We start from the raw sequence: 26,652 nt of genomic DNA on the forward strand, positions 1-26,652 counted from the left end.
CTCACAACATCCCCGATGTTGCTGCCTCAGGGTCTCCGCAGGCAGCAACATCAGGGTTGTTGCTGCTTCAGAGGCTCGGCACACAGCAACATCACCGCTGTTGCTGCTTCAGAGGCTCGGCACACAGCAACATCAGGGTTGTTGCTGCCTCAGGGGCTCTGCAGGCACCACCGTCGGCGTCGTTGCTGGGGCGATCAGGGAAGATCGCGCCGACTCGGCGGCCAGCGGTCGGCGCGCCAGTCGTCCCAGGTCGCGAAACCGGCCGGTGGGTCGTCGACAGGTTCGGAGCCGTCGAGTTCGCCTGGCGTCGGGATGTCCATGCGGGCGGCCCAGTCGGCGAGTTCCTCGTTGGACATCGGCCATGTCGTGTGGGGTGCGTCCGCCTGGCGCTGATCCAGCCGCACACGCTGCTCGGCCGGGGTGAGTTCGAAGTAGCGCAGCTCCACCCGCGCGCCGAGGTCGGCCGCGGCCTGCCGCAGGGCGGAACGCTCGTCCCGACTCCAGAGGCCGAAGTCGATCACCACATTGGTGCCGAGTTCGAGGGCGCGCAGCCCGATCTCGATGAGTCGTCCCTCGATCACGTCCGAGGCCGCAGGCGGATTCTCGACCCCGTAGAGGGCCTTCACCCACTCGTCCTTGGTCAGCCGAAGCGCCTTCTGCTCGACCTCGATCCGGCGCGCGGCAGTGGTCTTTCCGGTACACGGGAGCCCCACCGTCAGGAACAGTGTCGGTCGCGTCAGCACGGATGCCATCCGGTCAGCATGCCCGGATCTGCCAGGTTGGCAGCGGGCATCGTCGTTGTGCACGATGACGTCGGCGTGCTGCTGTTCAAGCTCCACCTGCTCGCTCATACCCGAGTCCCCCGGCCGGGCCATCGCCGACTGTCGACCTCAGGCCAGGTTCGCACAAGTCCGCCGGAGAGCCGAGCACAATTCAGTCAAGCCAGCAGATCACCGCGTCGCCGTCACTGGCGGCCGCGGCGAAGAAGGTCTGGACGCCGGGCAGATAGTGGGCCACCCACGCCAGTTCGCCGGGCTCTTCCCAGGTGTGTGGGTAGACCTCGGCCAACTTCAACTCCTGGGGGTCGACACCCCCGATCAGGTTCTCCTGGGTGAGCGCGGCCAGGTGCGAGGCCGCGACCGTCACCTGCGACGGGGTGAGGTAGGAGGGCGGCCCGTAGCCCCAGTCGTCTTCGAGGTTTTCCAGGAAGTCGAACATCTCGTCGCTGTCGGGTTCGACGTCCGGCAGCTCCACAAAGCTCTCCGCGCCGAGGACCAGCGGAACCTCGAAGCCGAGCCGGTCGAGGAGGAAGTCGAGCCCGTGCCACGCCTTGTCGGTGCCGGCCCAGCGTCCGGAGTTGTCGTCCCGCGCGCTCATGGCGTGCTCGTAGGCCCAGCCGAGGTCCCCCTTGGCCCGCTCCAATTCGTCTGGCGAGACGCGCAACCAGTTGCCGTTCATGCTCACGCCGCCAAACCTAGATCCCGGCTACGACAGGACTCGCGCCGGCTCACCTCGGGTTCAGGAAAGTGGGCTGTCGGGGCGGCCGGAACACCCCGATTTTCTGGAAATCGAGTCGATCAAGGGGCCGAGACGGCAAAGGGCCCCTCCCCACAACCTCTGCCGCGAAGGGCTCGTCACGAATGGCGAGATCGGTTACGGTCTCTGCAACAAACGCATGTGACGACGCGGGGGCCACCCTGACCGTTGAACCGGCGCCTGCCGAGCCGGCCGTCACATCACGGGAGGACAACGTGTCGGATTATCCGAAGATGATCGTCCCGGTCGACCACATTGAGCCGGTGCCTCGCCGGATCCGGGCGTTCCTCGGCGGCGAGCAGGTACTCGAAACCACGCGGGCGTTGTACGTGTGGGAATGGCCGTTCTTCCCGCAGTACTACATCCCCGTCGACGACGTGGATCGCAACCTGTTGATCGAGGGCCAGCACACCGAGGCGTCCCGGCGCGGGACCGCGCGGCTGCTCGGGCTGCAGGTTGGCGAGACGATCCGTCCTTCGTGCGGGCGGTTGTACGGAGATGACGCGCTGGCCGGGTTGGCGAACACGATCCGGTTCGACTGGGCAGCCATGGATGCCTGGTTCGAGGAGGACGAAGAGGTCTTCGTGCACCCCCGGAACCCGTTCTCGCGGGTGGACGCGGTGCGTTCCACCCGCAGCGTCAGGGTGGAACTGGAAGGGGTCGTCCTGGCCGAGTCGACATCGCCCGTGATGGTCTTCGAAACCGGTCTACCGCCCCGCTATTACCTCAACCGGACCGACGTGAACTTCACACACCTCGTGGCGTCGGCGACGAGGACCGCCTGCCCGTACAAGGGCCAGACCAGCGACTACTGGTCCGTCCGTCTCGATGACCAGACCCACCCGGACCTGGCCTGGTCGTACGACTTCCCGACCGCCGCACTCCTGCCGATCGCCGGCCTGATCGCCTTCTACAACGAAAAGGTCGATCTCTTCGTCGACGGCGAGCGACTGAGCCGGCCGGCAACGCCCTTCCACTGAACCAACCGCAGGCCCCGGCACCGCGTCGAACCGGATTCCCGGTGTACGGATGCCCAGCACGCTCGATCCGGTACACGGGAGCCCCACCGTCAGGAACAGTGTCGGTCGCGTCAGCACGGCTCCCAACCGGTCAGCGTGCCCGGGTCTCCCAGACCGGCTTCTGCGGCTCGTCATTGTGCACGAGAAAGTCGACGTGATCGGTCGGGCGCACGGTGTCGAAGTAGAGCTGTTGGGCGGGGATGTAACGCTCCCGCCAGCGCCGTTCGACCTCCGCCCGGGATGACACCCGCCGCTCACGGATCACGGCACGGTCCACCGTCGTCTCGATCGCCGTGGAGACGAGAATGCGCAGCTCCCACCGATCGATCAGCTCCGGGCGCATGAGGAAGACGCCGTCGAACACCAGCACGGCGTCGGCGGGGGCCGTCCTGCTCGGCGGGGACAGCACGGTATCCGTTGCGCGGTCGTACACCGCGGGTTGGAAGCCCCGATCGCCGCCCGGTCCGAGGGCATCGAGCAGAACCCGGTTCAGCGCCGCCCAGTCGTGGGTGTCGAAGTAGCAGCCTTCGGCCGAGTACTCGCCGCGCGGATAGCGTCGCGCCCGCGGAAAGAGGAAGTCGTCGACCGTCGCGCGGATGACCTGGCGGCCCTGACTCCGCAGGACGGCGGCGAGTTCGTCGGCGAGGGTGGTCTTGCCGGTGGCTGGTGGACCGTCGACGGCAACCCGTACCGGGTGTGCGACATCAACGGACCCGACCGCCTCGGCGAGACGGCCGAGCAGCTCCACCCGGCGCGGCCCCGGCCGTACCCCACTCACCGCAACTCGCAATCTCGGATCTGCAGCCACAGCCTCACGTCAGTCGTCCTCGATGCGCCCGGTGGTGGGATCGACCATGGCCAGGAAATCCCGGATGTTCTTCCGGTGCTCCTCCAGCGACAGGTCCGGAGCCGAACCCACGCCGAATCCGTAGCCGGGCCTCGGCCCGCTGAGCCACGTGTAGTGGGTGCCGTTGCACTCGTTCGGGCGGAGAGCGAACAACTCTCCGTCGACGTCAACCGTGAGTGACGCGGCGTCGGCGGCATCTTCAGGATCGGGGTACAGGCTGGGCACAGCCTCCGGATCGGCGTTGCCGTCATTCGGGTAGATGGGCTTCACATAGCCATCATCGCGCGGAAAGGACCATCCTGGCGGCCCAGCCGCAACTCCTGCTGCCGCACCGACCAACCCGCGACCACGCCGACCCACGACGCCGGCGGTTGCCGTCATGCCCGCACCAGGACGTCCGTCGACCCGCCGACGGCGGTGCGCGAGTGGGAATTGCCATTCCTACGCGGCACAGCCGCGCCGCCAGCCGTCACTGCGGGAACAGGTCCGCAGATTGCGACCGGACGGTGACCCGATCAGCGGAAACGGAGAGGCCCCCTCCCGACGGCATTGTCGGTAGGGGGCCCTCCTACGACGAGCTACGGCTTGACGTACGCGTTGACGAACGCCGGGTAGCCGAACACGCTGGAGACGAAGACGCCGCCGGCCTTGGAGCCGTGCACGTGGTACGCCACGTCGACGTACATCGGCACCACCGGCGCGTGCTCCTTCATGATCCGCTCGTCCAGCTTGGCCCACTCCGGGCCCTGCTCGGACGGGGCGAGCGCCAGGATCCGGTCCATCTCGGCGTTGATCGTCGGGTCGTTGAAGTAGGACTGGTTGCTGTTGCCCTCGGCCTTGATGCTGCGGCCGTCGTACAGCACCGGCAGGATCGCCGCGCCGCTCGGCCAGTCCGCCGCCCAGTTACCGATGTACAGGTCCCACGGGTTGTCCTTCTTCTTGATCTCGTCGAGCTTCGCGTCGTCGGAGATGTTCCGCAACGTGATCTTGAAGCCGGCGCGCTCCAGGTTGGCCTTGAGCTGGGCGCCCTGCTGCTGCTCGGTCGAGTTGTCGGCGACACCGAGGACCAGCTCCGGAGTCTGCCCGCCGAGCAGCTCCTTGGCCTTGGCGACGTCGCCGTTGGGGCCCGCCGGGTACGCCTCGTACGCCTTGTAGCCGATCGTGGCCGGCGGCATCAGCGTGGTCAGCGGGGCGGCGACGTTCTGGCCGCCGAGCGCCTTGACCATGCCCTCCCGGTCGATGGCGTAGTTGAGCGCCTGCCGGATCTTGAGGTCCTTGACCCGCTGGTTGTTGATGACGAGCTGGTTGGCGCTCGGCGTCGGCGAGAGGATGCTGCGCGACTTCAGCGTGGCGTCCCCGGCCACCTTGGCGACCAGCGAGGCGGGTACGGCGTTGAAGGCGAGCGCGCTCTGGTCGGTGCCGTTGTCGGCGATGACCCGGTTGTTGGCGGCGTCCGCGGTCGGGCCGAAGCTCCAGACGAACTGGTCCGGGTACTGGTGCCGGACCGGGTCGGTGTTCGGGTCCCAGTTGGTGTTGCGGTCGAGCGTGATCTGGACGCCGACCTGGTTCTTGGCGACCTTGTAGGGGCCGGACGAGAACGGCTGCTTGTCCAGGTCGATGCCGGTGTCCTTGTCCGGGGGCAGCGGCGCGGTGGTCGGCAGCGACACGGCGAACGGCAGGTCACAGCGCGGCTTGGCGAACTCGAACCGCAGCGTCTTCGCGTCCGGCGTGGTGAGGCCGGGCGGCAGGGACGTCTTGTTCTTCTTGAAGTCCCACTTGGTGTCGAACTGCGGGGTGTCGGCCAGCCACTCCTGGATATAGGTCGGGCCGCCGGAGAGGTCGGGGTCGAAGGAGCGGGCGATGCCGTACGCGATCTCCTTGGAGGTGATCGGCCGGCCGTCCTCGAACTTCACCCCGTCCTTGATGGTGAATTCCCAGACCTTGCAGTCGTTGTTGACGTTCTTGCCCGGCGTCTCGGCGAGGTCGCCGACGAGGACCAGGCCGCCCTTGCCGTCGTCCTTCCAGGTGGTCAGGTAGCGGGCGAAGAGCGGGTTGGTCATGAGGCCGGCGAACGAGTACGTCCGCTGCGGGTCGAGGTGGGAGATCGGCGACTCCCGGATGATGGTGAAGGTGCCGCCCTTCGCGGCGCCGCTCACCTCGGCCGCCGGCCCCTGCGAGTCCTTGGGGTCGGTCGCGATGACCCCGGTCTGCTGCCGGTTGTTGTCCACCGTGGTGCCCTCGCCCGTGTTCTTCGAGCACGCACCCAACGTCACAACCAGAGCGATCGCGCCGCCTGCGGCAACCGCCACGCGTGGTCGCATGAAGTACCTCCTTCACCCATGTGTCGTGCGGTTCCGTCGGGGCGGGAACCGCCGACGTCCCGAGGATCGTAAGGAAGAAAACCTACAAGTTGTGTAACAGTTGTCGATAAATTCCGCCAGCAGCCACGCGCGGCACGGCGCACGGCTCAGCGCAGCCGCACCCGTGGGTCGATGGCCGCGTACAGCAGGTCCACCAGCACGTTCGCCAGCACCACGAAGACGGCGGCGATCAGCACGGTGGCCATGATGGTGGGCAGGTCACCCGAGCGCACGGCGTCCACCGCCGTACGCCCCAACCCCTGGATGCCGAACGTCGTCTCGGTGATCACCGTGCCGCCCAGCGCCCCGCCCACGTCCAGCCCCGCGATGGTCACCACCGGGGTGATCGCCGCGCGCAGCGCGTGTCGCCCGTACACCGTGGGTTTGGCCAGGCCCTTGGCCCGCGCGGTCCGGACGAAGTCCTCGGACAGCGTCTCCAGCATCTGCGCCCGCGACAGCCGGGCGTAGATCGCCGAGAACAGGAACGCCAACGACACCCAGGCGAGCACCAGCCCACTGGCCCACTTCACCGGATTGTCGAACAGGGACGTGTAGCTGGGCACCGGCAGCCACCGCAGGTTGTAGACGAACACCAGCAGCAGCACCGCGCCCACGAAGTAGAGCTGCAACGACGCGCCGGTGAGCGAGAAGCCGATGGCCGCCCGGTCCAGCCAGGTACCCCGACGCAGCGCCGAGACCATGCCCAGCCCCACCCCGAGCAGCAGCCAGAGGATCGCCGCCGGGATGACGATGCTCAGCGTCACCGGCAGCACCCGGGCGATGGTGTCCGAGACGGCCTCGTTGGTGACGTACGACCAGCCCAGGCAGGGCGCGTCGCACCGGCCACCCTGGGCGCTGCCCAGGTCCCGACCGGTGACGATGCCCTTCATGTAGCCCGCGTACTGGCTGATCAGCGGGTCGTTGAGGCCCAGGTCGTCGCGGACCCGTTCCAGCCGCTCCGGGTTGCAGTTCTTGGAGCAGATGCTGCTCACGGGATCACGTGGCAGGGCGAAGAACATCAGGAACGTCAGCACGCTCACCGCGAACAGGGTGAGCACGGCGGAGAACACGCGCTTGAGCAGGAATCGCGTCATGGCGAACCCCCTACCGGGACGACTTCGGGTCGAGCGCGTCCCGCAACGCGTCGCCGAAGAGGTTGAAGGCGAACACCAGCGCGAAGATCGTGATGCCCGGGAAGAACACGTACGCCGGGTCGGTCTGGAGGAAGTCCAGACTCCGGTAGATCATCCGGCCGAAGCTCGGCGTCTCGTCGCTGAGACCGACGCCGATGAACGACAACGCCGCCTCGCTGGTGATGAACTGCGGCACCGCCAGGGAGAACGACACCAGGATCGGCGCCCAGATGTTCGGCAGAAGCTGTCGGAAGATGATGTGCCCCAACCCGGCGCCACTGGCCTTGGCGGCCTCCACGAACTCCCGCTCGCGCAGCGCGATCACCTGCCCACGTACCAGGCGGGCCGTGCCGGTCCAGCCGAAGATCGCGAAGACGGCGATCAGCACCCCCACCCCGAACGCGGACGACACCTGCCCCCGCTCGCCGTAGAAGCGCAGCGTGATCGTGGGGGTGAGCGCCAACGCGATGATCAGGAACGGCATGGCCAGCGTCAGGTCGGTGATCCAGTTGATCACCGCGTCCAGCCAGCCGCCGAGGTAGCCGGCCAGCGCGCCGAGCGCGATGCCGATCGCGGCCGTGATCAGGGCCGCGGCGAACGCGATGAACAGTGACGTGCGCAGCCCGTAGATCAACCGGATGAAGATGTCCCGGCCCAGCCCCGGTTCCAGGCCGAACCAGTGCTCCCCGGTGACCCCGCCGACGTAACCGAGCGGCATGCCGAAGCCGTCCAGCAGGCTCTGGAACTGCTCGCGCGGCCCGACGCCGTAGACCATCTCGATCAGCGGGGCGGACAACCCCAACAGCATGAAGAACACCAGGAGTACGCCGCTGACCACAGCCGTACGGTCGCGGCGCAGCCGCATCCAGGCGAGCTGGCCGGGTGAGCGCCCGACGACACCCTTCGTCGCCGGCCCGCTCGCCTCCGAGCCGGCCTCGATCTCGGCCAGCGCCACACCCTCCACCGGGGACAGGCTCACGACGACACCTCCTCGACGATCGCGTCTGTCGTCCCGGCCCCGACAGCCGCCCCACTCTCCGGGCCGGTGCCGCCTGCTTCCCCTTCGGGGCCGGTGCTGCCTGCTTCCCCTTCGGGGCCGGTGCTGCCTGCTTCCCCTTCGGGGCCGGTGCTGCCTGCTTCCCCTTCGGGGCCGGTGCTGCCTGCTTCCCCTTCGGGGAAGTGGCACGCGGTGGCCTGCCGGCCTCCGTCGCGCGGCGTCAGCGCGGGCTGCTCGGTGGCGCAGACGTCCTGCGCCTTCCAGCAGCGGGTACGGAACCGACAGCCCGACGGCGGGTCGAGCGGTGTGGGCACGTCACCGGTCAGCCGGATCCGGCCCGCCGGGCCGAGCTGCGTGACGTCCGGGATCGCCGAGAGCAGCGCCCGGGTGTACGGATGCTGCGGGCGCTCGTAGATGTCGTCCCGGTCGCCGATCTCCACGATCCGGCCCAGGTACATGACCGCGACCCGCTGACAGAAGTGCCGGACCACGGCCAGGTCGTGCGCGATGAACACGAACGCCAGCCCGAGTTCTCGTTGCAGGTCGCGCAGCAGGTTGACGACCTGCGCCTGGATCGAGACGTCCAGCGCGCTCACCGGCTCGTCGGCGACGATCAGCTTCGGCCGCAGCGCCAACGCGCGGGCGATCCCGATGCGCTGGCGCTGCCCGCCGGAGAACTCGTGCGGGTACCGGTTGTAGTGCTCCGGGTTCAGCCCGACCAGCTCCAGCAGCTCCTGCACCCGCGCCTTGATTCCGCCGGGCGGCTTGATGCCGTTGACCTGCAACGGCATCGCCACGATCCGGCCCACCGTGTGCCGGGGGTTCAACGACGCGTACGGGTCCTGGAAGATGATCTGGAGTTCCTGCCGCAGCGGGCGCAGCTCGCGCCGGCCGGCGTGGGTGATGTCCCGCCCGGCGAACTCGATGCTGCCACTCGTCGGCTCCAGCAGCCGCACCAGCATCCGGCCGGTGGTCGTCTTGCCGCAGCCCGACTCCCCCACCAGGCCGAGCGTCTCGCCAGGGCGCACGTCGAAGTCGAGCCCGTCGACCGCCCGCACGGTGCCGGTGGCGCGCAGTCCCTGCCGTACCGGAAAGTGCTTGGTCAGCCCACGGACCCGCAGCAGTGGTTCGTCGCTCATCGGGCCACCCCCACGGATGCCACGTTCTCGGCGTAGATCGCCGCACGCTCCTCGGCGCTCAGGTGGCAGGCGACCAGGTGGCCGTCGCCGCCCGCCGGCCGCAACTCGGGCACCTCGACACGGGACCGGTCGCCGACCCGGTCGTCGTACCGGCAGCGCGGGTGGAAGGCGCACCCGGACGGCAGGTTGATGAGGCTCGGCGGATTGCCGGGGATCGGCACCAGGTCCGCGTCCGCGTCGCCGTGCAGCGACGGCACGCTGGAGAGCAACCCCCAGGTGTACGGATGCTGCGGCGAGCGGAGCACCTGCTCCACGCTGCCGCGCTCCACGGCCCGCCCGCCGTACATGACCAGCACCTCGTCGGCGACCTGGCCGACCACACCGAGGTCGTGGGTGATCAGGATGATCGCGGAGTGGAACTCGGCCTGGAGGTCGGCGAGCAGGTCGAGGATCTGCGCCTGCACCGTGACGTCCAGCGCGGTGGTCGGCTCGTCGGCGATCAGCAACGCCGGGTCGTTGACCAGCGCCATGGCGATCATCGCCCGCTGGCGCATGCCGCCGGAGAACTCGTGCGGGTACGCATCGAAGCGGCGGGCGGGCTGCGGGATGCCGACCCGGTCCAGCATGTCCACCGCCCGCTGGCGGGCCGCCCGCCGACCGACCTTCGGGTGGTGCACCCGGTACGCCTCGGCGATCTGCCGGCCGACGGTGTAGTACGGGTGCAGCGCGGACAGCGGATCCTGGAAGATCATCGCCATCTCCTGGCCGCGCAGTTGGCGTACCTCCTCCTCGGGCAGACCGACGAGCTGCCGGCCGCCGACGGAGATCTCTCCGGTGATCGTGGCCCGCTTGGGGTCGTGCAGACCGAGGATGGCCAGCGACGTGACGCTCTTTCCGGAGCCGGACTCACCGACGATGCCGAGCGTGCGGCCCCGCTCGACGGCGAAAGACACCCCGTCGACCGCGCGCACGACGCCGTCCGAGGTGTCGAAGCGGACCCGCAGGTCACTCACCCGCAGGTAGGGATCCGAGCTGTCCACGGCACCTCCCTCAGTGACGAAGAGAACTTACAACAATGTCCAGAGGGTGAAAATAAGCTACAAGTTCGGCACGTGTCAGCGGGCCCGAGCGTAACGACTCCGCATCAGCCCCGCACGCCCGTCACCTACGGCGTTCATGGCCTCGGACGCACGTCAGGTGCGACCATGGGGCGAGCGACCAGCAGAGGATGCACCCGGCACGAGGTGGAGGTGACGATGACCGCGGCGGTGTTCAACCACGAAGGCCCGTGGACCGAAGAGGATTACCTCGCCCTCGGCGAGACGCAGCAACGCGTCGAACTTTTCGACGGGAGCCTCCACGTGACCCCAGCCCCCACCCCCCGACACCAGCGCATCTCCCGCAGGCTCGGCAACATCCTCGAAGCAGCCACCGGGCCCGCCGGCCTCGAATTGCTGGAGGCGGTCAACGTCCGACTCCGGCCCGGTCGGATCCCGATCCCCGACCTCGTGATCACCGGTCCGATCGACTTCGACGAACTCAACGTCGAAGCGGGTGACGTGCGGCTGGTATGCGAGATCATCTCACCGAGCAATGCATCCACCGACAAGGTGTTGAAGATGCACTACTACGCCGCCGCCGGGATCGGGTGGTATCTGTTGGTGGAACAGGAAACCGGCGCGCTGCGCCTCTACCGTCGCCAAGGCGGCCACTACGTCGAAGTAGGGGCCGCGAAGCGCGGCGAGGTTCTGGAACTGACCGAGCCGGTCAAGGCCACCATCCGGCCGGAAGAACTTCTTCCCTGACGGGCGTCGGTCCGCTGCCCTAGGGTCGTCGCATGACCGAGTTCGACGCGGCCACCGCCGCCGTCCAGGCCGCTCTCGACGCGGGCGCCCGGTACGCCGACGCGCGGGTGATGCACCGCCGCTACGAGTCGATGACCGCACGCAACGGCGACGTGGAGGAGCTGACCCAGGACGAGAGCATCGGGCTCGGCGTCCGGGCGCTGGTCGGCGCCAGCTGGGGCTTTCACGCCGTACCCGATCTGTCGGACGCCGCCGCCCGCGACGCCGGCCGGCGCGCGACCCGGACCGCGATGGCCAGTGCCCGGGTGCCCGGCCCCGCGGTCGACCTGGTCGCGGTCGAGGCCGTGACGGCGAGCTGGTCCTCGGACTGCCGGATCGACCCGCTCGCGGTTCCGCTGTCCGACAAGGGCGACCTGCTCGTCGGCGCGACCCGCACCATGGCCGAGCACGGCGCGGACCTGGCCGAGGGGCTCTACCAGATCTGGGACACCGCCAAGTGGTTCGTCTCCAGCGAGGGTCACCGCATCGACCAGCGCATCCGCGAGTGCGGTGGCGGTATCTCGGCCACCTCGATCGGCGACGGCGAGACGCAGCGGCGGTCCTGGCCCAGTTACCGGGGGCAGTACGGCACCACCGGCTGGGAGCTGGTCGAATCGCTCGACCTGGCCGCGCACGCCGCGCAGATCGCCGAGGAGTCACGGGCGCTGCTCACCGCGCCACCCTGCCCGGCCGGCGAGACGGATCTGATCCTCGGCAGCGAGCAACTGGCCCTGCAGATCCACGAGTCGGTGGGCCACGCCATCGAACTGGACCGGATCCTCGGCTGGGAGGCCGCTTTCGCCGGCACGTCCTGGCTGGACCTGGCCCAGCTCGGCTCGCTGCGCTACGGCTCCGAGCTGATGAACATCACCATCGACCCGACGATCCCCGGCGCGCTGGGCAGCTTCGGTTTCGACGACGAGGGCTCCCCCGCCGTCAAGCGGGACGCGGTACGCGACGGCCGGTGGGTGGGGGTGCTCGCGGGTCGCGACTCCGCGGCTGTGGCCGGTCTCGGCTACGGCGGCAGCGTACGCGCCGACGGGTGGGCCCGGCTGCCGATGGTGCGAATGACCAACGTGGGCCTGGAACCCGGTCCGCACACCCTGGAGGAGATCATCGCGGCCACCGACGACGGCGTGCTGATGGACCTCAACCGCTCGTGGTCGATCGACGACAAGCGGCTCAACTTCCAGTTCGGTTGCGAGATCGGGTGGGAGATCAAGAACGGTCGGCGGGGGCGGATGCTGCGCAATCCGACGTACACCGGGATCGGCCCGCTGTTCTGGCGTTCGATGGACATGCTCTCCGGCGAGACGGTGCCCTGGGGGACCCCCAACTGCGGCAAGGGCCAGCCGGGCCAGATCGGGCACACCGGCCACCCGGCCGCGCCGGCCCGCTTCCGCAACGTCCGGGTGGGGGTGTCCGCGTGAGCGCGAGGAGTGAGCCGGTTTTGCGAGCCCCGCAGTCGCGAACGAAAGGCGGCCCAGCGTGAGCGCGAGGAGTGAGCCGGTTTTGCGAGCCCCGCAGTCGCGAACGAAAGGCGGCCCAGCATGAACGAGTTGGAGCTGGCGGGGCAGGTCGTCGAGTTGGTCCGGCGGCTCGGTGGCCCGGACGTGCAGGCCGAGGTGGTGGCGACGCGGGCGGATCTGGCGCTCACCCGCTTCGCCAACTCGGCCATCCACCAGAACGTCTCCGAGTCGACGGTCGGCGTCCGGCTGCGGGTGCACCTCGACGGACGCACCGTCGCCGGCAGCGGGAGCATCGTCACCCCTGACGGGCTGCACGCGCTTGTCGAGCGGACCCTGGCCGCGACCCGCCTGGGTCCGCTCGACCCGGGATGGCCCGGCCTGGTGCCGCCCACGCCCGCGCCGGCCGCGCCGCCCGTCGACGAGGCGACCGCCCACGCCGAGCCGGACCAGCGGGCCGACCGGGTGGCCGCGTTCGTGGCCGCCGCCGGGCCGCTCACCACGGCGGGGTACTGCCGTACCGCGCACCGCTCGTCGGCGTTCGCGAACTCGGCGGGGCACAGCGCGGACGGCCGGTCGGCGGAGGCGGCGATGGACGGCATCGCCCGCCGCGACGGCGCGGACGGCGTCGCGCGGCACAGCGCGGACCGACTGTCTGACCTCGACGGGGCCGAGTTGGGCGCGCAGGCGGCAGCGAAGGCACAGGCGGCAGCGGATCCGGTCGAGTTGCCGCCGGGGCGCTACGAGGTGGTGTTCGAACCGGCCGCCGTGGCGGACCTGTTGCAGAACCTGTCCTGGTACGGCTTCAACGGCAAGCGGTACGCCGAGCGGCAGTCCTTCGCCGAGCCGGGGGCGGCCCAGTTCGACCCGCTGGTGACCCTGGTGGACGATCCGCTCGGCGCGTCCGGCCTGCCGTTCGACGCCGAGGGCACCGGCCGGCGGGCGGTGACCCTGGTCGAGGCGGGCACCACGCGGGCCGTCGCACACGACCGGCGGACCGCCGCCGACGCGGGCGCGGAGTCCACCGGACACGCGATCGCGGGCGGCGCCACCTGGGGCCCGATGGCCCGCAACCTCCGACTCTCGCCTGCGGCGGCCGGCCCGGCCAGCGCGGTGGGCCGGAACACCACGGGCACGGCCGCCGGCGCGGTGGTCGACGCGGACACGGCCGCGCTGGTCGCCGGAGTACGACGGGGGCTGCTGGTCAGCGACCTCTGGTACACCCGTGTGCTCGACCCGAAGAGCCTGGTCGTCACCGGGTTGACCCGCAACGGGGTGTGGCTGATCGAGGACGGCATGGTCGTCCGGGCGGTCCGCGACCTGCGGTTCACCGAGTCGTACCCCCGGGCGCTCGGGCCGGGCGCGGTGCTCGGGCTGGGTTCTCGGACGGTGCGCCAACCGGACCGGGTGGACGGTGCCTGGTGGGCGGCGCCCTCGGTGCGGCTGGCGTCCTGGCACTTCACCGGAGGCGCGTCGGGCTGAGGAGCGCGACGGTCCGCGCGCCTCGGCGTTTCACCAGGCCAGACACACGGGACGCTCCCTTGCGCGGACGGCCCGCAAAGATCGGCGTAACGTGTGTCACTTAGCTGCGTCGGTCGATCCGGCGTGGTCGTTGGTGTGCGCATGACGTGGCAGCGGGTGCGGGTTCGCCGGTCCGCGTGCCGACCGGAGACAGCAGCCCGCCCGTACGGGCCCGTCGAGGAGACGACTCGAATGACTTCAACGGCAACGAGGCCGCGGGGGGCGCGGGCGCGCGCCGCCATCACGGCGAAGACGTTGCGTACCGACCGATGGTGGTTCGCCCCGCTGATCACGGTGATCGGGCTCGGCGCCTGGGTGGCGTACGCGACGGTCCGGGTGTTCATGCACGACCACTACTGGGTCGACGCCTACCACTACCTGACCCCGTTCTACTCCCCGTGTGTGACCGACCGGTGTGTCGAGCAGGCCTCACACTTCGGCCGGTTCCTGCCCGGCTGGTGGATCATCCCGGACGCCGCGCTGACCCTGCCGTTCCTGCTGCTGTTCCGGCTCACCTGCTACTACTACCGCAAGGCGTACTACCGGTCCTTCTGGCTGTCGCCGCCGGCCTGCGCCGTCCCGGACGGTCACAAGGAGTACGGCGGGGAGACCCGTTTCCCGCTGCTCGGCCAGAACCTGCACCGTTACTTCTTCTACGCCGCCGCGATCATCTCGCTGATCAACACGTGGGACGCCATCCTCGCGTTCCACTCACCCAAGGGCTTCGGCTTCGGGCTGGGCAACCTCGTCCTGCTGCTCAACGTGGTGATGCTCTGGGCGTACACGATCTCCTGCCACTCCTGCCGGCACATCATCGGCGGCCGGCTCAAGCACTTCTCCAAGCACCCGGTGCGCTACCGCGCGTGGACCGTCGTCTCGGCGTTGAACGTCCGGCACATGCAGCTCGCCTGGATCACCCTCGGCACCCTCGCGCTGACCGACTTCTACGTGCTGGCGCTGTCGGCCGGCTGGTTCAACGACCTGCGGTTCATCAACTAAAGGGCCCCTGACATGACCACTACCACTCGCATCGAACGACACCACTACGACGTCGTCGTCATCGGGGCCGGCGGCGCCGGTCTGCGCGCGGCCATCGAGGCCCGCCTCGCCGGCAAGAAGACGGCGATCATCTCGAAGTCGCTGTTCGGCAAGGCGCACACGGTGATGGCCGAGGGCGGCGCCGCCGCCGCGATGGGCAACGTGAACAGCCGTGACAACTGGCAGGTGCACTTCCGCGACACCATGCGCGGCGGCAAGTTCCTCAACAACTTCCGGATGGCCGAGCTGCACGCGAAGGAGTCGCCGCAGCGGATCTGGGAGCTGGAGACGTACGGCGCGCTCTTCGACCGTACGAAGGACGGCAAGATCTCCCAGCGCAACTTCGGTGGGCACGAGTACCCCCGACTGGCGCACGTGGGCGACCGGACCGGCCTGGAGCTGATCCGCACCCTCCAGCAGAAGATCGTCTCGCTGCAACAGGAGGACAAGCGCGAGTTCGGCTCGTACGACGCCCGGATCAGGGTCTTCTCCGAGACGACCATCACCGAGTTGGTGCTCGACGGCGACCGGGTAGCGGGCGCGTTCGGCTACTACCGCGAGTCCGGCGAGTTCATCCTCTTCGAGGCGCCGGCGGTGGTGCTGGCCACCGGCGGTGTCGGACGCTCCTACAAGGTCACCTCGAACTCCTGGGAGTACACCGGGGACGGCCACGCGCTGGCGTTGCGCGCCGGGGCGACGCTGATCAACATGGAGTTCCTCCAGTTCCACCCGACCGGCATGGTCTGGCCGCCCTCGGTGAAGGGCATCCTGGTCACCGAGTCGGTCCGTGGCGACGGTGGTGTCCTCAAGAACTCCGAGGGCAAGCGGTTCATGTTCGACTACGTCCCCGACGTCTTCCGCAAGCAGTACGCGGAGACCGAGGAGGAGGCGGACCGCTGGTACACCGACCCGGACAACAACCGGCGTCCACCGGAGCTGCTGCCCCGCGACGAGGTGGCCCGCGCGATCAACAGCGAGGTCAAGGCCGGTCGGGGCTCCCCCGCCGGCGGGGTCTTCCTGGACATCGCGAGCCGGCGCTCCGCCGACGAGATCCGCCGACGGCTGCCCTCGATGTACCACCAGTTCAAGGAGCTGGCCGACGTCGACATCACCGCCGAACCGATGGAGGTCGGGCCGACCTGCCACTACGTGATGGGCGGCGTCGAGGTGGACCCGGATTCGGGTGCCGCCTTCGGCCACGTACGCGGTCTGTTCGCCGCCGGTGAGGTCTCCGGCGGCATGCACGGCTCCAACCGCCTCGGCGGCAACTCCCTGTCCGACCTGCTGGTGTTCGGCAAGCGGGCGGGCGGGCACGCGGCCAGCTACGCCGACGGGCTGTCCGCCCGGCCGAAGGTGGCCGTGGACGCCGTCGAGGCGGCCGTGGAGACCGCCCTCGCCCCGTTGCAGCGGGACACCGGCGAGAGCCCGTACACCCTTCAGCAGGACCTCCAGGCGGTCATGGGGGATCTGGTCGGCATCATCCGGCGCGAGGGCGAGCTGGCCGACGCGCTGGTGCGACTGGCCGAGCTGCGCGAGCGGGTCGCCAAGGTGAGCGCGGCCGGCGGCCGGCGCTACAACCCGGGGTGGCACCTGGCCCTGGACCTGCGCAACATGCTGGTGGTCTCGGAGTGCACCGCGAAGGCGGCGTTGGAGCGGCAGGAGTCGCGCGGCGGGCACACCCGCGAGGACTATCCGGCGATGGAGCCGAAGTGGCGGCAGGTGAACCTCGTCTGCTCCCTGGACGGCGACACCGTGCAGCTGACCCGTAAGCCGCTGCCGACGATGCGGCCGGAGCTGATCGGCCTCTTCGACCGGGCCGAGCTGGCCAAGTACCTCACCGACGAGGAGCTCACCGACTTCGACGCTCTCGTCGCCGACGCTGGAGAGGCGGACAACCGATGAGCGCGAAGCGTCAGTTCCGGATCTGGCGGGGCGACGAGACCGGCGGCGACCTGCAGGACTACATGGTCGAGGTGAACGAGGGCGAGGTCGTCCTCGACGTCATCCACCGCCTGCAGGCCACCGACGCGCCCGACCTGGCCTGCCGGTGGAACTGCAAGGCCGGCAAGTGCGGCTCCTGCTCCATGGAGATCAACGGCAAGCCGCGACTGGGCTGCATGACCCGGATGTCGACCTTCGGCGACGACGAGACCGTCACGGTCACCCCGCTGCGGACCTTCCCGGTCATCCGGGATCTGGTCACCGACGTCTCGTTCAACTACGAGAAGGCGCGGGAGACCCCGGCGTTCGCCCCGCCGGCGGACGTCGCCCCGGGCGACTACCGGATGCAGCAGGTCGACGTCGAGCGCTCGCAGGAGTTCCGCAAGTGCATCGAGTGCTTCCTGTGCCAGACGGTCTGCCACGTGATCCGTGACCACGAGGAGAACAAGCAGGCGTTCTCCGGTCCGCGGTACTTCATCCGGGCGGCCGAGCTGGACATGCACCCGCTGGACGCCCGGACCGACCGCAAGGAGTACGCACAGGCCGAACAGGGCCTCGGTTTCTGCAACATCACCAAGTGCTGCACCGAGGTCTGCCCCGAGCACATCAAGATCACCGACAACGGGATCATCCCCATGAAGGAACGCGTCGTCGACCGCAGGTACGATCCCCTTGTGTGGCTTGGTAGCAAGATCTTCCGTCGGGGCGAGACGCCCCAGACCAGCGTGACCACCGCCCGTCAGGGCTCGGCGACGTCGTCGGGTGCGACTCGGGGCGGGTTGCACTCGCACGCGGGTGGCTCGCACGACCAGCGGGCCGAGGCGCAGGCGCAGGCCGGCGTCAACTGGGACCGGGAGGTGCCCCACCCGACCGCTCCGGCGGTCGACGACCGGGGCCGGCTGCCGCTGACCGAGCTCACCTTCGACCGGCCCGCCGCGCCGTCGCCCTTCGGCGACGACGTGACCTTCCCGCTGCCTCCGGAGCACCTCAACTTCGCGCACCCGGACCAGGACGACAAGCACTAGCAGGACCACCGGATGAGGGGGCTGTCGGCATCGCCGACAGCCCCCGCCCCATTCCCCCACCCAACCGGCCGACCCTCAACCCCACCCCCGCCCTTGCCCCGGTTGATCATGAAGTTATTGCCCCGACACGCCGGCGGGAAGGGCAATAACCTCATGATCAACGGGGTGGGGCGGGGGGGTAGGGGGTTTTCAGGTGGGGGTGTAGGGCGGCCACGATGGGGGCGTCGGCGGGGAGCCAGGTGACCGAGTCCAGTTCGTCAATGGTCAACCAGCGCAGCGCCTGGTGCTCCAGTGCCTGCGGTTCGTCACCGTGGAGCAGGCGGGCGGCGTACACCTTGAGCACCGACCGGCCGTGGGCCATCCGGACGTTGCGGCCGACCCGGGCGCCGACCTCGACGCGTACGGCCAACTCCTCGGCGCACTCCCGGATCAGCGCGTCGGTCTCGGCCTCACCGGGCTCAACCTTCCCACCAGGGAACTCCCACATGCCGGCCACCTCCGGCGGGGCGGAGCGCGCACAGGCGAGCACCCGTCCGTCCCGGATGATCGCCGCTCCCACGATCACCTTCAGGTCCCGTCGCTGGGCCTGCCCGCCACCATTAGCCCGTTCGGTCTGCACGGGCGTCCAGGGTGCCAGATCAATCGGCGGTTTGGGTACCGACACCGTCCGCTAGGCCAATAGAACACGGAAGTGTGGGCGTGGACACCCCTACCGAGCGACGACAGACTAGAAGGCACCGACAAGACACGGGATGGCGACGATTTGGCCACAAGCCGGCAACGGCGCTTGGGGGGTGCGGTAATGCGCGTGCTGTTCAGCAGCCGAGCCAAACACGACTACCTTTCCGACGCGTTGACCTTGCTATCTGGTTGGACGCGGGACGGTGAGCAGATCCGGCGCACGCTGGTGATCGACGATACCCAACACGCGGCCCTGACTGAACGGGTCAAGGTCGTGGCGGACGCCCTGCATCTACGTCCCGAGATAAGCCGCCGGTCCGACAGCACCCTGATCCGGGTGGGGCACGGCAACGGTGACCCCCTGACCGAGGGTGAGGTCCTGCTGGCCGCCCGTATCGAGGACGCCTACCGGGCGGTCACCGAGTCCTGACGAGCCGGCGCGGTGGCGCCGGTTTCCTAACCTGGATCGCATGGCGAACATCGCGTACGACCGCAAGGAGCAGGTCCAGCAGATCGAAAGTGGGCTGCTCGACGGCGAGCAGATCATCGCCGTCTACGACGCCGTCGGCACCGGCACCGGGTTCATCGGGCTGACCGACCGGCGCGTGATCATCCAGGACCGCTCCTTCGTCGGTAAGCGGTATGCGATCACCAGCATCCCGTACTCGAAGATCACCAGCGTGAGCGTGGTCAGCAACAAGTCCTGGGGTGGGTCGTTCTTCTCCACCGGCGCGATCGCGATCCACGTCGGCACGCACACCTACGAGGTGGAGTTCCGCGGCGCGCAGAAGAGCCACCACGTGCACAACGTGATCCTGCACCACATCTCCTGACGATCCTTCGACCGGGAGCCCGGCGGGCGTAAATGCCTTGCCGGGCTCCCGGCGTCTCTGGTGTCCTCGGTGCACAGCCGCCCGAAGGGAGCAGTGCCATGCCCAACACGACGAAGTCCCCCCGACCGAACGTCATCCGACTTGAGGAAACGAGGCTTCGTGAGCAGAACTGCTCCGCAGAGGACACCCGTCACTGAGCACAACCCCGGAGGCCGCTGATGTCGGTCTTCGACGATCCGGGCCTCTTCGGCCGGCTGTGGGCTGCCGGATACGACAGCCCCGGCAACCCCGACCCGGCGCCCGCCGTGGACTTCCTGGCCGATCTGGCCGACGGCGGTCCGGTCCTGGAACTGGCGATCGGCACCGGCCGGGTCGCACTGCCACTGGCCGAGCGCGGCCTCACCGTGCACGGCATCGAGGCGTCCGACGAGATGCTGGCGCTGATGCGGGCCAAGCCCGGTGGCGACCAGATCCCGACGGTCGTCGGTGACATGGCGGACGTGGGCGTAGAGGGCCCGTTCCGCCTGGCGTACCTGGTCTTCAACACGCTGTTCAACCTGGTGGACGCCGAGCGGCAGGCGGACCTGTTCCGCAACGTCGCCCGGGTGCTGTCGCCGGGCGGGGCGTTCGTCATCGAGACGTTCGTCCCCGACCCGAGCGGTTTCGACGCGGACGAGCAGTTACAGGTCCGCGAGGTGACCGAGGACTCCGTGACGATCCGGGTGCACCGGTACGACCGGCCGGCGCAGCGGTTCATCCGGCAGACCATCACCTTCGACGGCAACGGTGTGCACCTGAAGCCGTTCGCGATGCGATACGCCTGGCCGCACCAGATCGACGAGATGGCCCGGCAGGCGGGCCTTGCGCTCACCGAGCGGTACGCCGACTGGCACCGGCAGCCGTTCACGGCGGAGAGTCCGTCACACATCTCGGTCTACCGGGCGCGGTAGCGGTCGGTCGACTCGGGTCCCCCGTGGACGTCCACGGGGGACCCGAGTCGATCCCGCCGAGCGCCTTGCGCGCTGGGCTGATTCTGCTGGCAGCAGTACCTGCTGGCGGATGGCGTCGATGCCCGGTCGACTGCTCTCATGCCTCGTTTTCCGCGTACCTCGCCGTACTGGCCGGTGGTCAGTCATCCCCTGCTGCGGCGCGTACTACCCGGGTTGGCCGTGTCCGCTCTCGGCGACGGCATGGCGGTGGTCGCGGTGCCCTGGCTGGCCAGGCAGCTCGCACCAACCGGTCAGCACGGTCTCTGGATCGCGGTCGCGGTGGCCGCGTACACCCTTCCCAGCGCTGTCGGAACGCTGGCGTTCGGTCGGCTGCTGCGCGGGCGCGGCGGCGCCCGGCTCGCCGGGTGGGACGCGATCCTGCGGGCTGCCGCGCTCGCCGCGATCCCGATCGCGTACCTGACCGGCACGCTGACGATCGGGCTGTACGCCGTCCTGCTCGCCGCCTCCGCCCTCCTGCACTCGTGGGGTTCGGCCGGACGGTTCACCCTGATCGCCGAGTTGCTGCCGCAGCGACACCATCTGCCGGCGAACGCGGTCCTCACCACCATCTCCGGCTTCGCCACCGTCGTCGGCCCACCGCTGGCCGGCCTCCTGATCGGCTGGGTGGGGCCGGCGTGGGTCATCGCCGCCGACGCCGCCACGTTCGCGGTGCTGGCGCTCACCTATCGGCTCGCGCTGCCCGCCACCGGAACAATCCGTCGGTACGAGCACAGCGCCCCGCGCACCGCAGGTTTCGCGTTCATCCGCCGCCAGCCCACGCTGCTGGGCCTGCTGGTGCTGAGCGTCGCATTCTTCTTCCTGTTCGGCCCGGTGTACGTCGCGATGCCGTTGCACGTCACCGACGACCTGCGAGGTTCCGCGACGCTACTCGGCGCGTACTACACCGCTTTCGGCATCGGTGGCCTCCTCGGCGGTGTGGTCGCCGGCCACCTCCGGCACTGGCCGCTGCGCGCGACGATCATCGGGATCGTCATCGGGTTCGGCGTCGCCATGCTGCCACTCGGCGTGGGGGCGCCCGTCGGATTGTCCCTGCCGGCCTTCGCGCTGGCGGGCCTGATCTGGGCGCCGTACATGTCCATGTCGATGGCGCTATACCAGCGCAGCGCGTCGACCGGGCAACTCCCCGCCGTACTTGCCGCGAACAGCGCCGTGCTTGTTCTCGCGGTGCCTCTGGGCACCATGCTCGGCGGCCCGCTGGTCGGCGCCATCGGTCCCCGCCCGACGCTGCTCCTCAGCAGTACGGCGATTCTGGCGCTCGGGCTGGCCGCGGCAGGGTTCGCCATGCTGCGGCAGAGTACGCCGAGTCCCGTCAGAGTGCCCCGCCGGTCCAGCTCGCGGCCCTGGCGCTCACAAGGCGAGCGCGAGGCCGAGACCGACCAGCACTGACACGGCGGCGCCGGATCGAGAAACCCGTGCAGCCCTGACGGAGGCCGTCGGCGACCGTCAGAGTCGGCGGGCGCGAAGGACACCGGTCAGCATCGGCAGGGTGAAGTCGCCCTCGGCGGTCTCGGCCATTCCGCCCAGGAACTCGCGGATCCGGTCGAGCGTGGCCGTCCGCTCCGGTTCCGGCATGACCAGCAACCCGGCCCGGGTGGCGAGCGTCGCGACCAGGGAGTCGGCGCTCCGGCGCTGCCCGTGGGGAAACTCGGCCTGCTCGGGCGTACCGAATCGGTCGGCAGTTCCGTTGCCCGGCCTGAGCAGGCCTGCCGTCGCCGCGCGCCAACTGCTTAAGGTGTCACGCGGGCCGATGGCCGCGCTCCCGCTGACCCGTTCGAGGGCTGCCACCCAGTCCACCCGGTCGTCCATCACGTTCCACAGACCGGCCAGGATGCCGCCGGGCGTCAGGACCCGGGCGATCTCCGGCCCCGCGACGGTCATGTCGAACCAGTGCAGGGCGTTGCCGGCCAGCACCGCGTCGACGGACGCGTCCGGCAGGGGGATCGCCTCCGCGCTACCGGGGAGGGCCCGTACGGTCGGCAACGCCCGGCCCAGCTCGGTGAGCATCGCCGGGTCGGGCTCCACCGCCACGACGTCGACACCGAGCGCGATCAGCGTGGCGGACAGCTTGCCGGTGCCGGCGCCGAGATCGAGGACTCGCGAGCCGGGCGCGACCTCGAGCGCCCACCGCGCCGCGGCCTGCGCGTAGTCCGGGCGATGCCGGGCGTACGCGGACGCCGCCGTACCGAACGACGAGCTGAGCACCATCGATTTCACGTCCTTCGATTGTCGGTGTCCGCATCATCCCTCGGATCCTGGATGTCGGGGTGTCCCGATCGACCGGACACCCCGACATCCAAGACGCCGGAGGCGCAGATCTGCCGTGGTCAGCAGCAGTGTGAGCCGACTCCGCTGGCCACCGGTTCGGTGTCGGTGGCCTTGGTGAGCGTGTCGGCGTCGGCCTTGACGGTGTAGACCTCCCAGCGCTCGGCACCGGGGCCGCGGACCCAGACCTTGTCCTGCAGCGCGTAGCAGCATTCGGTGTCGTTCTCCTCCAGCGTGATCAGGCCGGAGTCGGTGAGGCGCCTGGTGGCGGCGGTGACGTCGTCGGTGCTGAACACCTCGACACCCAGGTGATCCAGCGCGGTGGGCTGGTCGGCCTCGCCCTCGATGAGGACGAGCTTCAGCGGCGGGTTCTCGACGGCGAAGTTGGCGTAGCCGGGCCGACGCTTGGCCGGGTCGACGCCGAACAGCTTCGAGTAGAACGCGATCGAGCCGTCGAGGTCGGACACGCGCAGAGCGAGCTGAACACGGGACATGGGAATCCTCCTGCTGGGGCGAACTGCTGTCTAGACGGATTTCGAAGCAACCCCACCGTTGCAGCCTGATTCGATGTCTGTCAAGGTAGATGAGTGCCGAAACAGAATTTGCCGGTCGTGGACCTGCAAGCGGTAGCCTGCTGTGCGCCGCTGGCGGCCCGCCCGATGGACGCCGAACAGGCGGCGGTGGTCGCGCCGATGTTCAAGGCCCTCGGTGACCCGGTCCGACTGCGATTGATGTCGATGATCGCGTCGGTGCCGGAGATCTGCGTGTGCGACCTGACCCCGGCGTTCGACCTGTCCGGGCCGACCATCTCCCACCACCTCAAGGTGCTGCGGGAAGCCGGCCTCGTCGACTCCGAACGTCGCGGCACCTGGGTGTGGTACAGGGTGGAGCCCGAGGCGTTCCGTCAGCTCGGCGTACTGCTCGATCTGCCGACCACTCCTGCCACCGCGTGAGCCGCAACCTCACCCGCCGGGCCTCGGCCGAGTTCGCCGGCACCGCACTCCTCGTCGCCGCCGTCGTCGGGTCCGGGATCGCCGCGGCTCGCCTCTCCCCCGGTGACGTCGGGCTCCAACTACTGGAGAACGCGATCGCCACCGCGTTCGCGCTGGGCGCGCTGATCCTCGTGTTCGGGCCGGTGTCCGGCGCGCACCTCAACCCCGTCGTGTCCGCCGTCGACTGGTGGCTCGGCCGCCGCGCCGGCACCGGCCTGACCGTCCCCGACCTCGTCGCCTACACCGCCGCGCAGGTCACCGGCGCGGTCGCCGGATCCGTGCTGGCGAACCTGATGTTCGACCTGCCGGCGGTCACCTGGTCACACACCGAGCGCACCGGCGCGAACCTGTGGCTCGCCGAGATCGTCGCCACCGCCGGCCTGGTCGTCCTGGTCTTCGCCCTCGCCCGCAGCGGCCGGACCGCCACCGCGCCCGCCGCCGTCGGCGCCTACATCGGGGCGGCCTACTGGTTCACCTCGTCCACGTCGTTCGCGAACCCCGCCGTCACCATCGGCCGGGCCTTCACCGACACCTTCGCCGGAATCGCCCCCACCTCGGTGCCCGGCTTCGTGGCCGCCCAGCTCGTCGGCGGCCTGGTCGGCGTCGCCGCGCTCGCCGCCTGGTACCCCCACGCCGGAGACGTCGCTGGCGACGTCCTCGTACCCCACCTCACCGAGGAGACAGAAGCCCGATGAGCGACAAGCCCAGCGTCCTGTTCGTGTGCGTGCACAACGCCGGCCGCTCACAGATGGCCGCCGGCTGGCTCCGCCACCTCGCCGGGGACACCGTCGAGGTCCGCAGCGCCGGCAGCGAACCCGCCGAGACGATCAACCCGGTCGCCGTCGACGCCATGCGCGAGGTCGGCATCGACATCACCGACCAGACCCCGGTCCGACTCACCTGGGACGCCGCCGAAGCCAGCGACGTCATCGTCACCATGGGCTGCGGCGACGCCTGCCCCGTCTTCCCCGGCAAACGCTACGAAGACTGGAAACTCACCGACCCGGCCGGGCAATCCATCGACGTCGTCCGCGAGGTCCGCGACGACATCAAGGGTCGCGTCGACGCCCTGCTACGAGAGCTACGCCCCTGACGCCGCCACCGCGCAGGGAAGGCCCGACAGCTACATTGTCGCCACCAACACTGCCGATCATGGGGGCGTCTTGGCCAGGAACGACGATGGTGCGGGCCGCGGCAGGAACGCGCTCAGGAACCTGTTCGCGATCGGCGGTCTCAGCGGGATCGCTCTGATCGCCATCGTGGCGCTCATCGTGCTCCTCTGTTGCGCCCCCTGCCTCTGGTACCGGTCCCTGTCGCCAGACCTGCCCTTCAACTGAGGAATCCTCGGATCCGCTTCTCAGGCGGTGTCTTGACCGTCGGCGAGCGCTCGTAGCGGCGTCAGCGCCTCGCGTCCTTCACCGTCGTTGCCCCTCGCCGACCCTCGTATCGGGGCACCTCACGGGCACGCGACTGGTAAGACCGGGGCCACAGGTGCTGCTTACGCAGGGCAGCGAGGGTGTGACCGTCGATGTATCTTCGGCGGCATGGGTGGAGGCCGGAAGCCTGGTAGCCGTAGTAGGCGACGGCAGGTCAGCGAGGATGAGCGCGCTGCGGCGGTGGAGGCTTACAAGGAGTCGGTCGCCCGGTTGCAGCACACCGCCTATCGGAACATGCGGCAGGTCGTCGCCTACGCGACGATCTTTGTCGCGGTCATGGCCACGTGGATGGTGTTCATCGGCCAGCCCACGCCGGCTACTTTCCCGTGGTACGCGATCGCGATCCTCAGCGGCGCATTGGGCCTGTCTAGCTACGTCATCAGTGAACCGCGTCCGCGGCTCTACGTGCTCGCCGCCGCTGTCGTCTTCGCTGTTGTGGGCGTGACCGGCGTCTTCGTTACGGACTAGGCGCTAACTATGACGTTGTCCGTCGAGCCGGAAGCTTTGGTCAGCTTCGCCCGCCAGGTCGATCGTGGTGCCGCCGATGTGTGGGAGGTGCGCAGCTACCTCAACCGCCATGCCGACGTGGCCACGGGAGGCGAGCATCTGAAGATCGCCAAAGCCGCACATGAGCAAGCGGTCGAGGTCATAGACAGCACTCTCAAGCGACTCGCCTGCCTTCTGGAGAACTCCGCCCCCGAGCTGCGGGCTGCCGCTGGCTACTACCGCGCAACTGACCTGGCCAACGCCGACCGCCTTGAGCTCACCCTGCCGCCAGCGGGCGACCGGTGCATCACTGCCCTTGAACTGGAATTGGCGAACAACCCCTGCGCTCCCGCAAACTTCGTCGACGTGCGCGACGTGCGCGGCCACCTTGACACGCCGGGCGACCCGGACAAGCCCCCGAACGCGCTGGGTTGGATGGACTACGTCAGCCCGTCGAACTGGCTCAACGAAGTGTTCAACAACATCTTCGGCTTCGACCCCATCGGTAGGCTCCAAAGCCAGGTCTCCGGGGACTGGGAAGCCCTGGCCAAGATGGGCCCGGTTGTCGACAACATCGGGGCCGCCCTGCATGACCTCGCCTACAACCTCCAGTCCGGTACCACGACCCTGCGTCCCTTGTGGCAGGGCGTCGCAGGCGACGGAGCTTTCCGCTACTTCACGACCACTGCCAACGCCACCGCTGACCTCCGCACTCCCCTGTCCGCAATCAGCAAGGCGTACCGGGGCATGGCCGACGCCGTCTGGTCCGCCGGGGAAGCCCTCGGCGGCATTGTCAAAAGTTTCATCGACGGCGCCATCATCATTGGCGTCAGCGCTGCCGCCGGCACCGCCACCGCAGCAAGCGGGGTCGGCGCGATCGTCGGTTACGGCGTCGCGGCCGCAGAAGTCGCCGACATGTTCCGACTCTGGGGCGAAGCAACCAAACTCTCCCAGCAGATCGCCGCCGCCGTCCTCACGTTCCGCGCCATACTCAGCCGCGAACTCAGCGACCTCGACGCCGTCGCCCTCCCCGCGCTCCCCGACGGCGGCCGCTATGACCACCCCCTCGCAGGCGTGAAGGCATAA

At 69.3% G+C, this 26,652-nt stretch carries 28 protein-coding genes; 16 read left to right on the forward strand and 12 right to left on the reverse strand.

The genetic code is table 11. The annotated features are described in order from the left end of the window. Positions 1-194: 194 nt before the first annotated feature. Both ACQP03_RS29550 and ACQP03_RS29555 read right to left on the reverse strand, forming a co-directional pair. Positions 195-851 carry an ATP-binding protein gene (locus ACQP03_RS29550; RefSeq protein WP_433459217.1) on the reverse strand — a complete coding sequence of 219 codons (657 nt, stop codon included), beginning with the start codon at positions 849-851 and terminating at the stop codon, positions 195-197. 82 nt (positions 852-933) lie between these two features. Further along, entirely contained in the window at positions 934-1,458 is a 525-nt protein-coding gene (locus tag ACQP03_RS29555; RefSeq protein ID WP_357126565.1) for a YfbM family protein, read from the reverse strand. 293 nt (positions 1,459-1,751) lie between these two features. Between ACQP03_RS29555 and ACQP03_RS29560 the strand changes: the two genes are divergently transcribed. Next, on the forward strand, positions 1,752-2,516 hold the full coding sequence (locus ACQP03_RS29560; RefSeq protein WP_357126075.1) for a DUF427 domain-containing protein: 765 nt from the start codon (positions 1,752-1,754) through the stop codon (positions 2,514-2,516). 130 nt (positions 2,517-2,646) lie between these two features. Here the strand turns inward: ACQP03_RS29560 and ACQP03_RS29565 are convergent, their stop codons facing one another. The 7 genes from ACQP03_RS29565 to ACQP03_RS29595 form a co-directional block, all read right to left on the reverse strand. Further along, the gene (locus ACQP03_RS29565) at positions 2,647-3,333 is read right to left on the reverse strand and encodes a uridylate kinase (protein ID WP_396832819.1); all 687 of its coding nucleotides are present in this window, start codon (positions 3,331-3,333) and stop codon (positions 2,647-2,649) included. A gap of 39 nt (positions 3,334-3,372) precedes the next feature. Then, entirely contained in the window at positions 3,373-3,672 is a 300-nt protein-coding gene (locus ACQP03_RS29570; RefSeq protein ID WP_357175417.1) for a hypothetical protein, read from the reverse strand. Positions 3,673-3,980: 308 nt separating this feature from the next. Continuing rightward, positions 3,981-5,723 (reverse strand): ABC transporter substrate-binding protein, encoded by a 1,743-nt coding sequence (locus tag ACQP03_RS29575; RefSeq protein ID WP_357392360.1) that lies wholly within the window; start codon positions 5,721-5,723, stop codon positions 3,981-3,983. A 146-nt stretch (positions 5,724-5,869) separates the two neighbouring features. Then, positions 5,870-6,856 (reverse strand): ABC transporter permease, encoded by a 987-nt coding sequence (locus ACQP03_RS29580; protein WP_357126087.1) that lies wholly within the window; start codon positions 6,854-6,856, stop codon positions 5,870-5,872. A gap of 10 nt (positions 6,857-6,866) precedes the next feature. Further along, complete coding sequence (locus ACQP03_RS29585) at positions 6,867-7,874, reverse strand: ABC transporter permease (RefSeq protein ID WP_357126090.1); 1,008 nt, start codon at positions 7,872-7,874, stop codon at positions 6,867-6,869. Beyond that, positions 7,871-9,031 carry a dipeptide ABC transporter ATP-binding protein gene (locus ACQP03_RS29590; RefSeq protein ID WP_433459222.1) on the reverse strand — a complete coding sequence of 387 codons (1,161 nt, stop codon included), beginning with the start codon at positions 9,029-9,031 and terminating at the stop codon, positions 7,871-7,873. Before ACQP03_RS29590 ends, ACQP03_RS29585 begins: the two co-directional genes overlap by 4 nt. Next, on the reverse strand, positions 9,028-10,071 hold the full coding sequence (locus ACQP03_RS29595; RefSeq protein WP_357392358.1) for an ABC transporter ATP-binding protein: 1,044 nt from the start codon (positions 10,069-10,071) through the stop codon (positions 9,028-9,030). Before ACQP03_RS29595 ends, ACQP03_RS29590 begins: the two co-directional genes overlap by 4 nt. Before the next feature lie 216 nt (positions 10,072-10,287). Here ACQP03_RS29595 and ACQP03_RS29600 point away from each other — a divergent pair, with 216 nt between their 5' ends. The 6 genes from ACQP03_RS29600 to ACQP03_RS29625 all read left to right on the forward strand — a co-directional run bounded on the left by ACQP03_RS29600 (position 10,288) and on the right by ACQP03_RS29625 (position 17,866). Continuing rightward, positions 10,288-10,836, forward strand: a complete 549-nt coding sequence (locus ACQP03_RS29600) for a Uma2 family endonuclease (protein WP_357126100.1) — start codon at positions 10,288-10,290, stop codon at positions 10,834-10,836. A 32-nt stretch (positions 10,837-10,868) separates the two neighbouring features. Then, positions 10,869-12,305, forward strand: coding sequence for a TldD/PmbA family protein (locus tag ACQP03_RS29605; RefSeq protein ID WP_357126103.1), 1,437 nt, complete (start codon positions 10,869-10,871; stop codon positions 12,303-12,305). Positions 12,306-12,425: 120 nt separating this feature from the next. Further along, positions 12,426-13,823 carry a TldD/PmbA family protein gene (locus ACQP03_RS29610; protein WP_433459225.1) on the forward strand — a complete coding sequence of 466 codons (1,398 nt, stop codon included), beginning with the start codon at positions 12,426-12,428 and terminating at the stop codon, positions 13,821-13,823. Positions 13,824-14,054: 231 nt separating this feature from the next. Next, positions 14,055-14,861, forward strand: coding sequence for a hypothetical protein (locus ACQP03_RS29615; protein ID WP_357126109.1), 807 nt, complete (start codon positions 14,055-14,057; stop codon positions 14,859-14,861). A gap of 12 nt (positions 14,862-14,873) precedes the next feature. Continuing rightward, a complete protein-coding gene (locus ACQP03_RS29620) occupies positions 14,874-16,802 on the forward strand; it encodes a fumarate reductase/succinate dehydrogenase flavoprotein subunit (RefSeq protein ID WP_357126112.1) in 1,929 nt (642 codons plus the stop codon). Then, entirely contained in the window at positions 16,799-17,866 is a 1,068-nt protein-coding gene (locus tag ACQP03_RS29625; protein WP_357126115.1) for a succinate dehydrogenase/fumarate reductase iron-sulfur subunit, read from the forward strand. Before ACQP03_RS29620 ends, ACQP03_RS29625 begins: the two co-directional genes overlap by 4 nt. 157 nt (positions 17,867-18,023) lie before the next feature. Here ACQP03_RS29625 and ACQP03_RS29630 read toward each other — a convergent pair whose 3' ends face one another. After that, entirely contained in the window at positions 18,024-18,485 is a 462-nt protein-coding gene (locus ACQP03_RS29630; protein ID WP_433459228.1) for a (deoxy)nucleoside triphosphate pyrophosphohydrolase, read from the reverse strand. Positions 18,486-18,668: 183 nt separating this feature from the next. Between ACQP03_RS29630 and ACQP03_RS29635 the strand changes: the two genes are divergently transcribed. The 4 genes from ACQP03_RS29635 to ACQP03_RS29650 all read left to right on the forward strand — a co-directional run bounded on the left by ACQP03_RS29635 (position 18,669) and on the right by ACQP03_RS29650 (position 21,776). After that, the gene (locus ACQP03_RS29635) at positions 18,669-18,977 is read left to right on the forward strand and encodes a 4a-hydroxytetrahydrobiopterin dehydratase (RefSeq protein WP_357126121.1); all 309 of its coding nucleotides are present in this window, start codon (positions 18,669-18,671) and stop codon (positions 18,975-18,977) included. A 40-nt stretch (positions 18,978-19,017) separates the two neighbouring features. Further along, positions 19,018-19,380 carry a PH domain-containing protein gene (locus ACQP03_RS29640; protein ID WP_355050625.1) on the forward strand — a complete coding sequence of 121 codons (363 nt, stop codon included), beginning with the start codon at positions 19,018-19,020 and terminating at the stop codon, positions 19,378-19,380. A gap of 218 nt (positions 19,381-19,598) precedes the next feature. Then, positions 19,599-20,330: a class I SAM-dependent methyltransferase gene (locus ACQP03_RS29645; protein WP_357126126.1), complete on the forward strand. Its 732-nt coding sequence runs from the start codon at positions 19,599-19,601 to the stop codon at positions 20,328-20,330. 138 nt (positions 20,331-20,468) lie between these two features. Next, entirely contained in the window at positions 20,469-21,776 is a 1,308-nt protein-coding gene (locus tag ACQP03_RS29650; RefSeq protein ID WP_433459231.1) for an MFS transporter, read from the forward strand. A gap of 57 nt (positions 21,777-21,833) precedes the next feature. Here the strand turns inward: ACQP03_RS29650 and ACQP03_RS29655 are convergent, their stop codons facing one another. Further along, positions 21,834-22,595 (reverse strand): class I SAM-dependent methyltransferase, encoded by a 762-nt coding sequence (locus tag ACQP03_RS29655; RefSeq protein ID WP_357126568.1) that lies wholly within the window; start codon positions 22,593-22,595, stop codon positions 21,834-21,836. Positions 22,596-22,714: 119 nt separating this feature from the next. Next, positions 22,715-23,146: an ArsI/CadI family heavy metal resistance metalloenzyme gene (locus ACQP03_RS29660; protein WP_357126132.1), complete on the reverse strand. Its 432-nt coding sequence runs from the start codon at positions 23,144-23,146 to the stop codon at positions 22,715-22,717. Between the two features lie 93 nt (positions 23,147-23,239). On the opposite strand from ACQP03_RS29660, the gene ACQP03_RS29665 reads away from it, so the two are divergent. From ACQP03_RS29665 to ACQP03_RS29685, 5 genes are all read left to right on the forward strand, one after another. Then, positions 23,240-23,605, forward strand: coding sequence for an ArsR/SmtB family transcription factor (locus tag ACQP03_RS29665; protein WP_396832824.1), 366 nt, complete (start codon positions 23,240-23,242; stop codon positions 23,603-23,605). Beyond that, positions 23,602-24,339 (forward strand): aquaporin, encoded by a 738-nt coding sequence (locus tag ACQP03_RS29670; protein ID WP_396832825.1) that lies wholly within the window; start codon positions 23,602-23,604, stop codon positions 24,337-24,339. The genes ACQP03_RS29665 and ACQP03_RS29670 overlap by 4 nt, the downstream gene beginning before the upstream one ends. Continuing rightward, positions 24,336-24,737: an arsenate reductase ArsC gene (locus ACQP03_RS29675; RefSeq protein ID WP_357126138.1), complete on the forward strand. Its 402-nt coding sequence runs from the start codon at positions 24,336-24,338 to the stop codon at positions 24,735-24,737. The genes ACQP03_RS29670 and ACQP03_RS29675 overlap by 4 nt, the downstream gene beginning before the upstream one ends. A gap of 523 nt (positions 24,738-25,260) precedes the next feature. Next, the gene (locus ACQP03_RS29680; protein WP_357126142.1) at positions 25,261-25,548 is read left to right on the forward strand and encodes a hypothetical protein; all 288 of its coding nucleotides are present in this window, start codon (positions 25,261-25,263) and stop codon (positions 25,546-25,548) included. Between the two features lie 9 nt (positions 25,549-25,557). Next, positions 25,558-26,652: a WXG100 family type VII secretion target gene (locus ACQP03_RS29685; RefSeq protein ID WP_357392353.1), complete on the forward strand. Its 1,095-nt coding sequence runs from the start codon at positions 25,558-25,560 to the stop codon at positions 26,650-26,652.

The organism is Micromonospora sp. CA-248212 (assembly GCF_050948405.1).
Taxonomy (GTDB): domain Bacteria; phylum Actinomycetota; class Actinomycetes; order Mycobacteriales; family Micromonosporaceae; genus Micromonospora.

Bases quoted from the DNA above. Each gene is read 5' to 3' on its own strand.
- ACQP03_RS29550 (WP_433459217.1), bottom strand. From the start codon at position 851: ATGAGCGAGCAGGTGGAGCTTGAACAGCAGCACGCCGACGTCATCGTG.
- ACQP03_RS29555 (WP_357126565.1), bottom strand. From the start codon at position 1,458: ATGAACGGCAACTGGTTGCGCGTCTCGCCAGACGAATTGGAGCGGGCC.
- ACQP03_RS29575 (WP_357392360.1), bottom strand. From the start codon at position 5,723: ATGCGACCACGCGTGGCGGTTGCCGCAGGCGGCGCGATCGCTCTGGTT.
- ACQP03_RS29580 (WP_357126087.1), bottom strand. From the start codon at position 6,856: ATGACGCGATTCCTGCTCAAGCGCGTGTTCTCCGCCGTGCTCACCCTG.
- ACQP03_RS29590 (WP_433459222.1), bottom strand. From the start codon at position 9,031: ATGAGCGACGAACCACTGCTGCGGGTCCGTGGGCTGACCAAGCACTTT.
- ACQP03_RS29600 (WP_357126100.1), top strand. From the start codon at position 10,288: ATGACCGCGGCGGTGTTCAACCACGAAGGCCCGTGGACCGAAGAGGAT.
- ACQP03_RS29605 (WP_357126103.1), top strand. From the start codon at position 10,869: ATGACCGAGTTCGACGCGGCCACCGCCGCCGTCCAGGCCGCTCTCGAC.
- ACQP03_RS29610 (WP_433459225.1), top strand. From the start codon at position 12,426: ATGAACGAGTTGGAGCTGGCGGGGCAGGTCGTCGAGTTGGTCCGGCGG.
- ACQP03_RS29615 (WP_357126109.1), top strand. From the start codon at position 14,055: ATGACTTCAACGGCAACGAGGCCGCGGGGGGCGCGGGCGCGCGCCGCC.
- ACQP03_RS29620 (WP_357126112.1), top strand. From the start codon at position 14,874: ATGACCACTACCACTCGCATCGAACGACACCACTACGACGTCGTCGTC.
- ACQP03_RS29625 (WP_357126115.1), top strand. From the start codon at position 16,799: ATGAGCGCGAAGCGTCAGTTCCGGATCTGGCGGGGCGACGAGACCGGC.
- ACQP03_RS29635 (WP_357126121.1), top strand. From the start codon at position 18,669: ATGCGCGTGCTGTTCAGCAGCCGAGCCAAACACGACTACCTTTCCGAC.
- ACQP03_RS29640 (WP_355050625.1), top strand. From the start codon at position 19,018: ATGGCGAACATCGCGTACGACCGCAAGGAGCAGGTCCAGCAGATCGAA.
- ACQP03_RS29645 (WP_357126126.1), top strand. From the start codon at position 19,599: ATGTCGGTCTTCGACGATCCGGGCCTCTTCGGCCGGCTGTGGGCTGCC.
- ACQP03_RS29650 (WP_433459231.1), top strand. From the start codon at position 20,469: ATGCCTCGTTTTCCGCGTACCTCGCCGTACTGGCCGGTGGTCAGTCAT.
- ACQP03_RS29655 (WP_357126568.1), bottom strand. From the start codon at position 22,595: ATGGTGCTCAGCTCGTCGTTCGGTACGGCGGCGTCCGCGTACGCCCGG.
- ACQP03_RS29660 (WP_357126132.1), bottom strand. From the start codon at position 23,146: ATGTCCCGTGTTCAGCTCGCTCTGCGCGTGTCCGACCTCGACGGCTCG.
- ACQP03_RS29675 (WP_357126138.1), top strand. From the start codon at position 24,336: ATGAGCGACAAGCCCAGCGTCCTGTTCGTGTGCGTGCACAACGCCGGC.
- ACQP03_RS29685 (WP_357392353.1), top strand. From the start codon at position 25,558: ATGACGTTGTCCGTCGAGCCGGAAGCTTTGGTCAGCTTCGCCCGCCAG.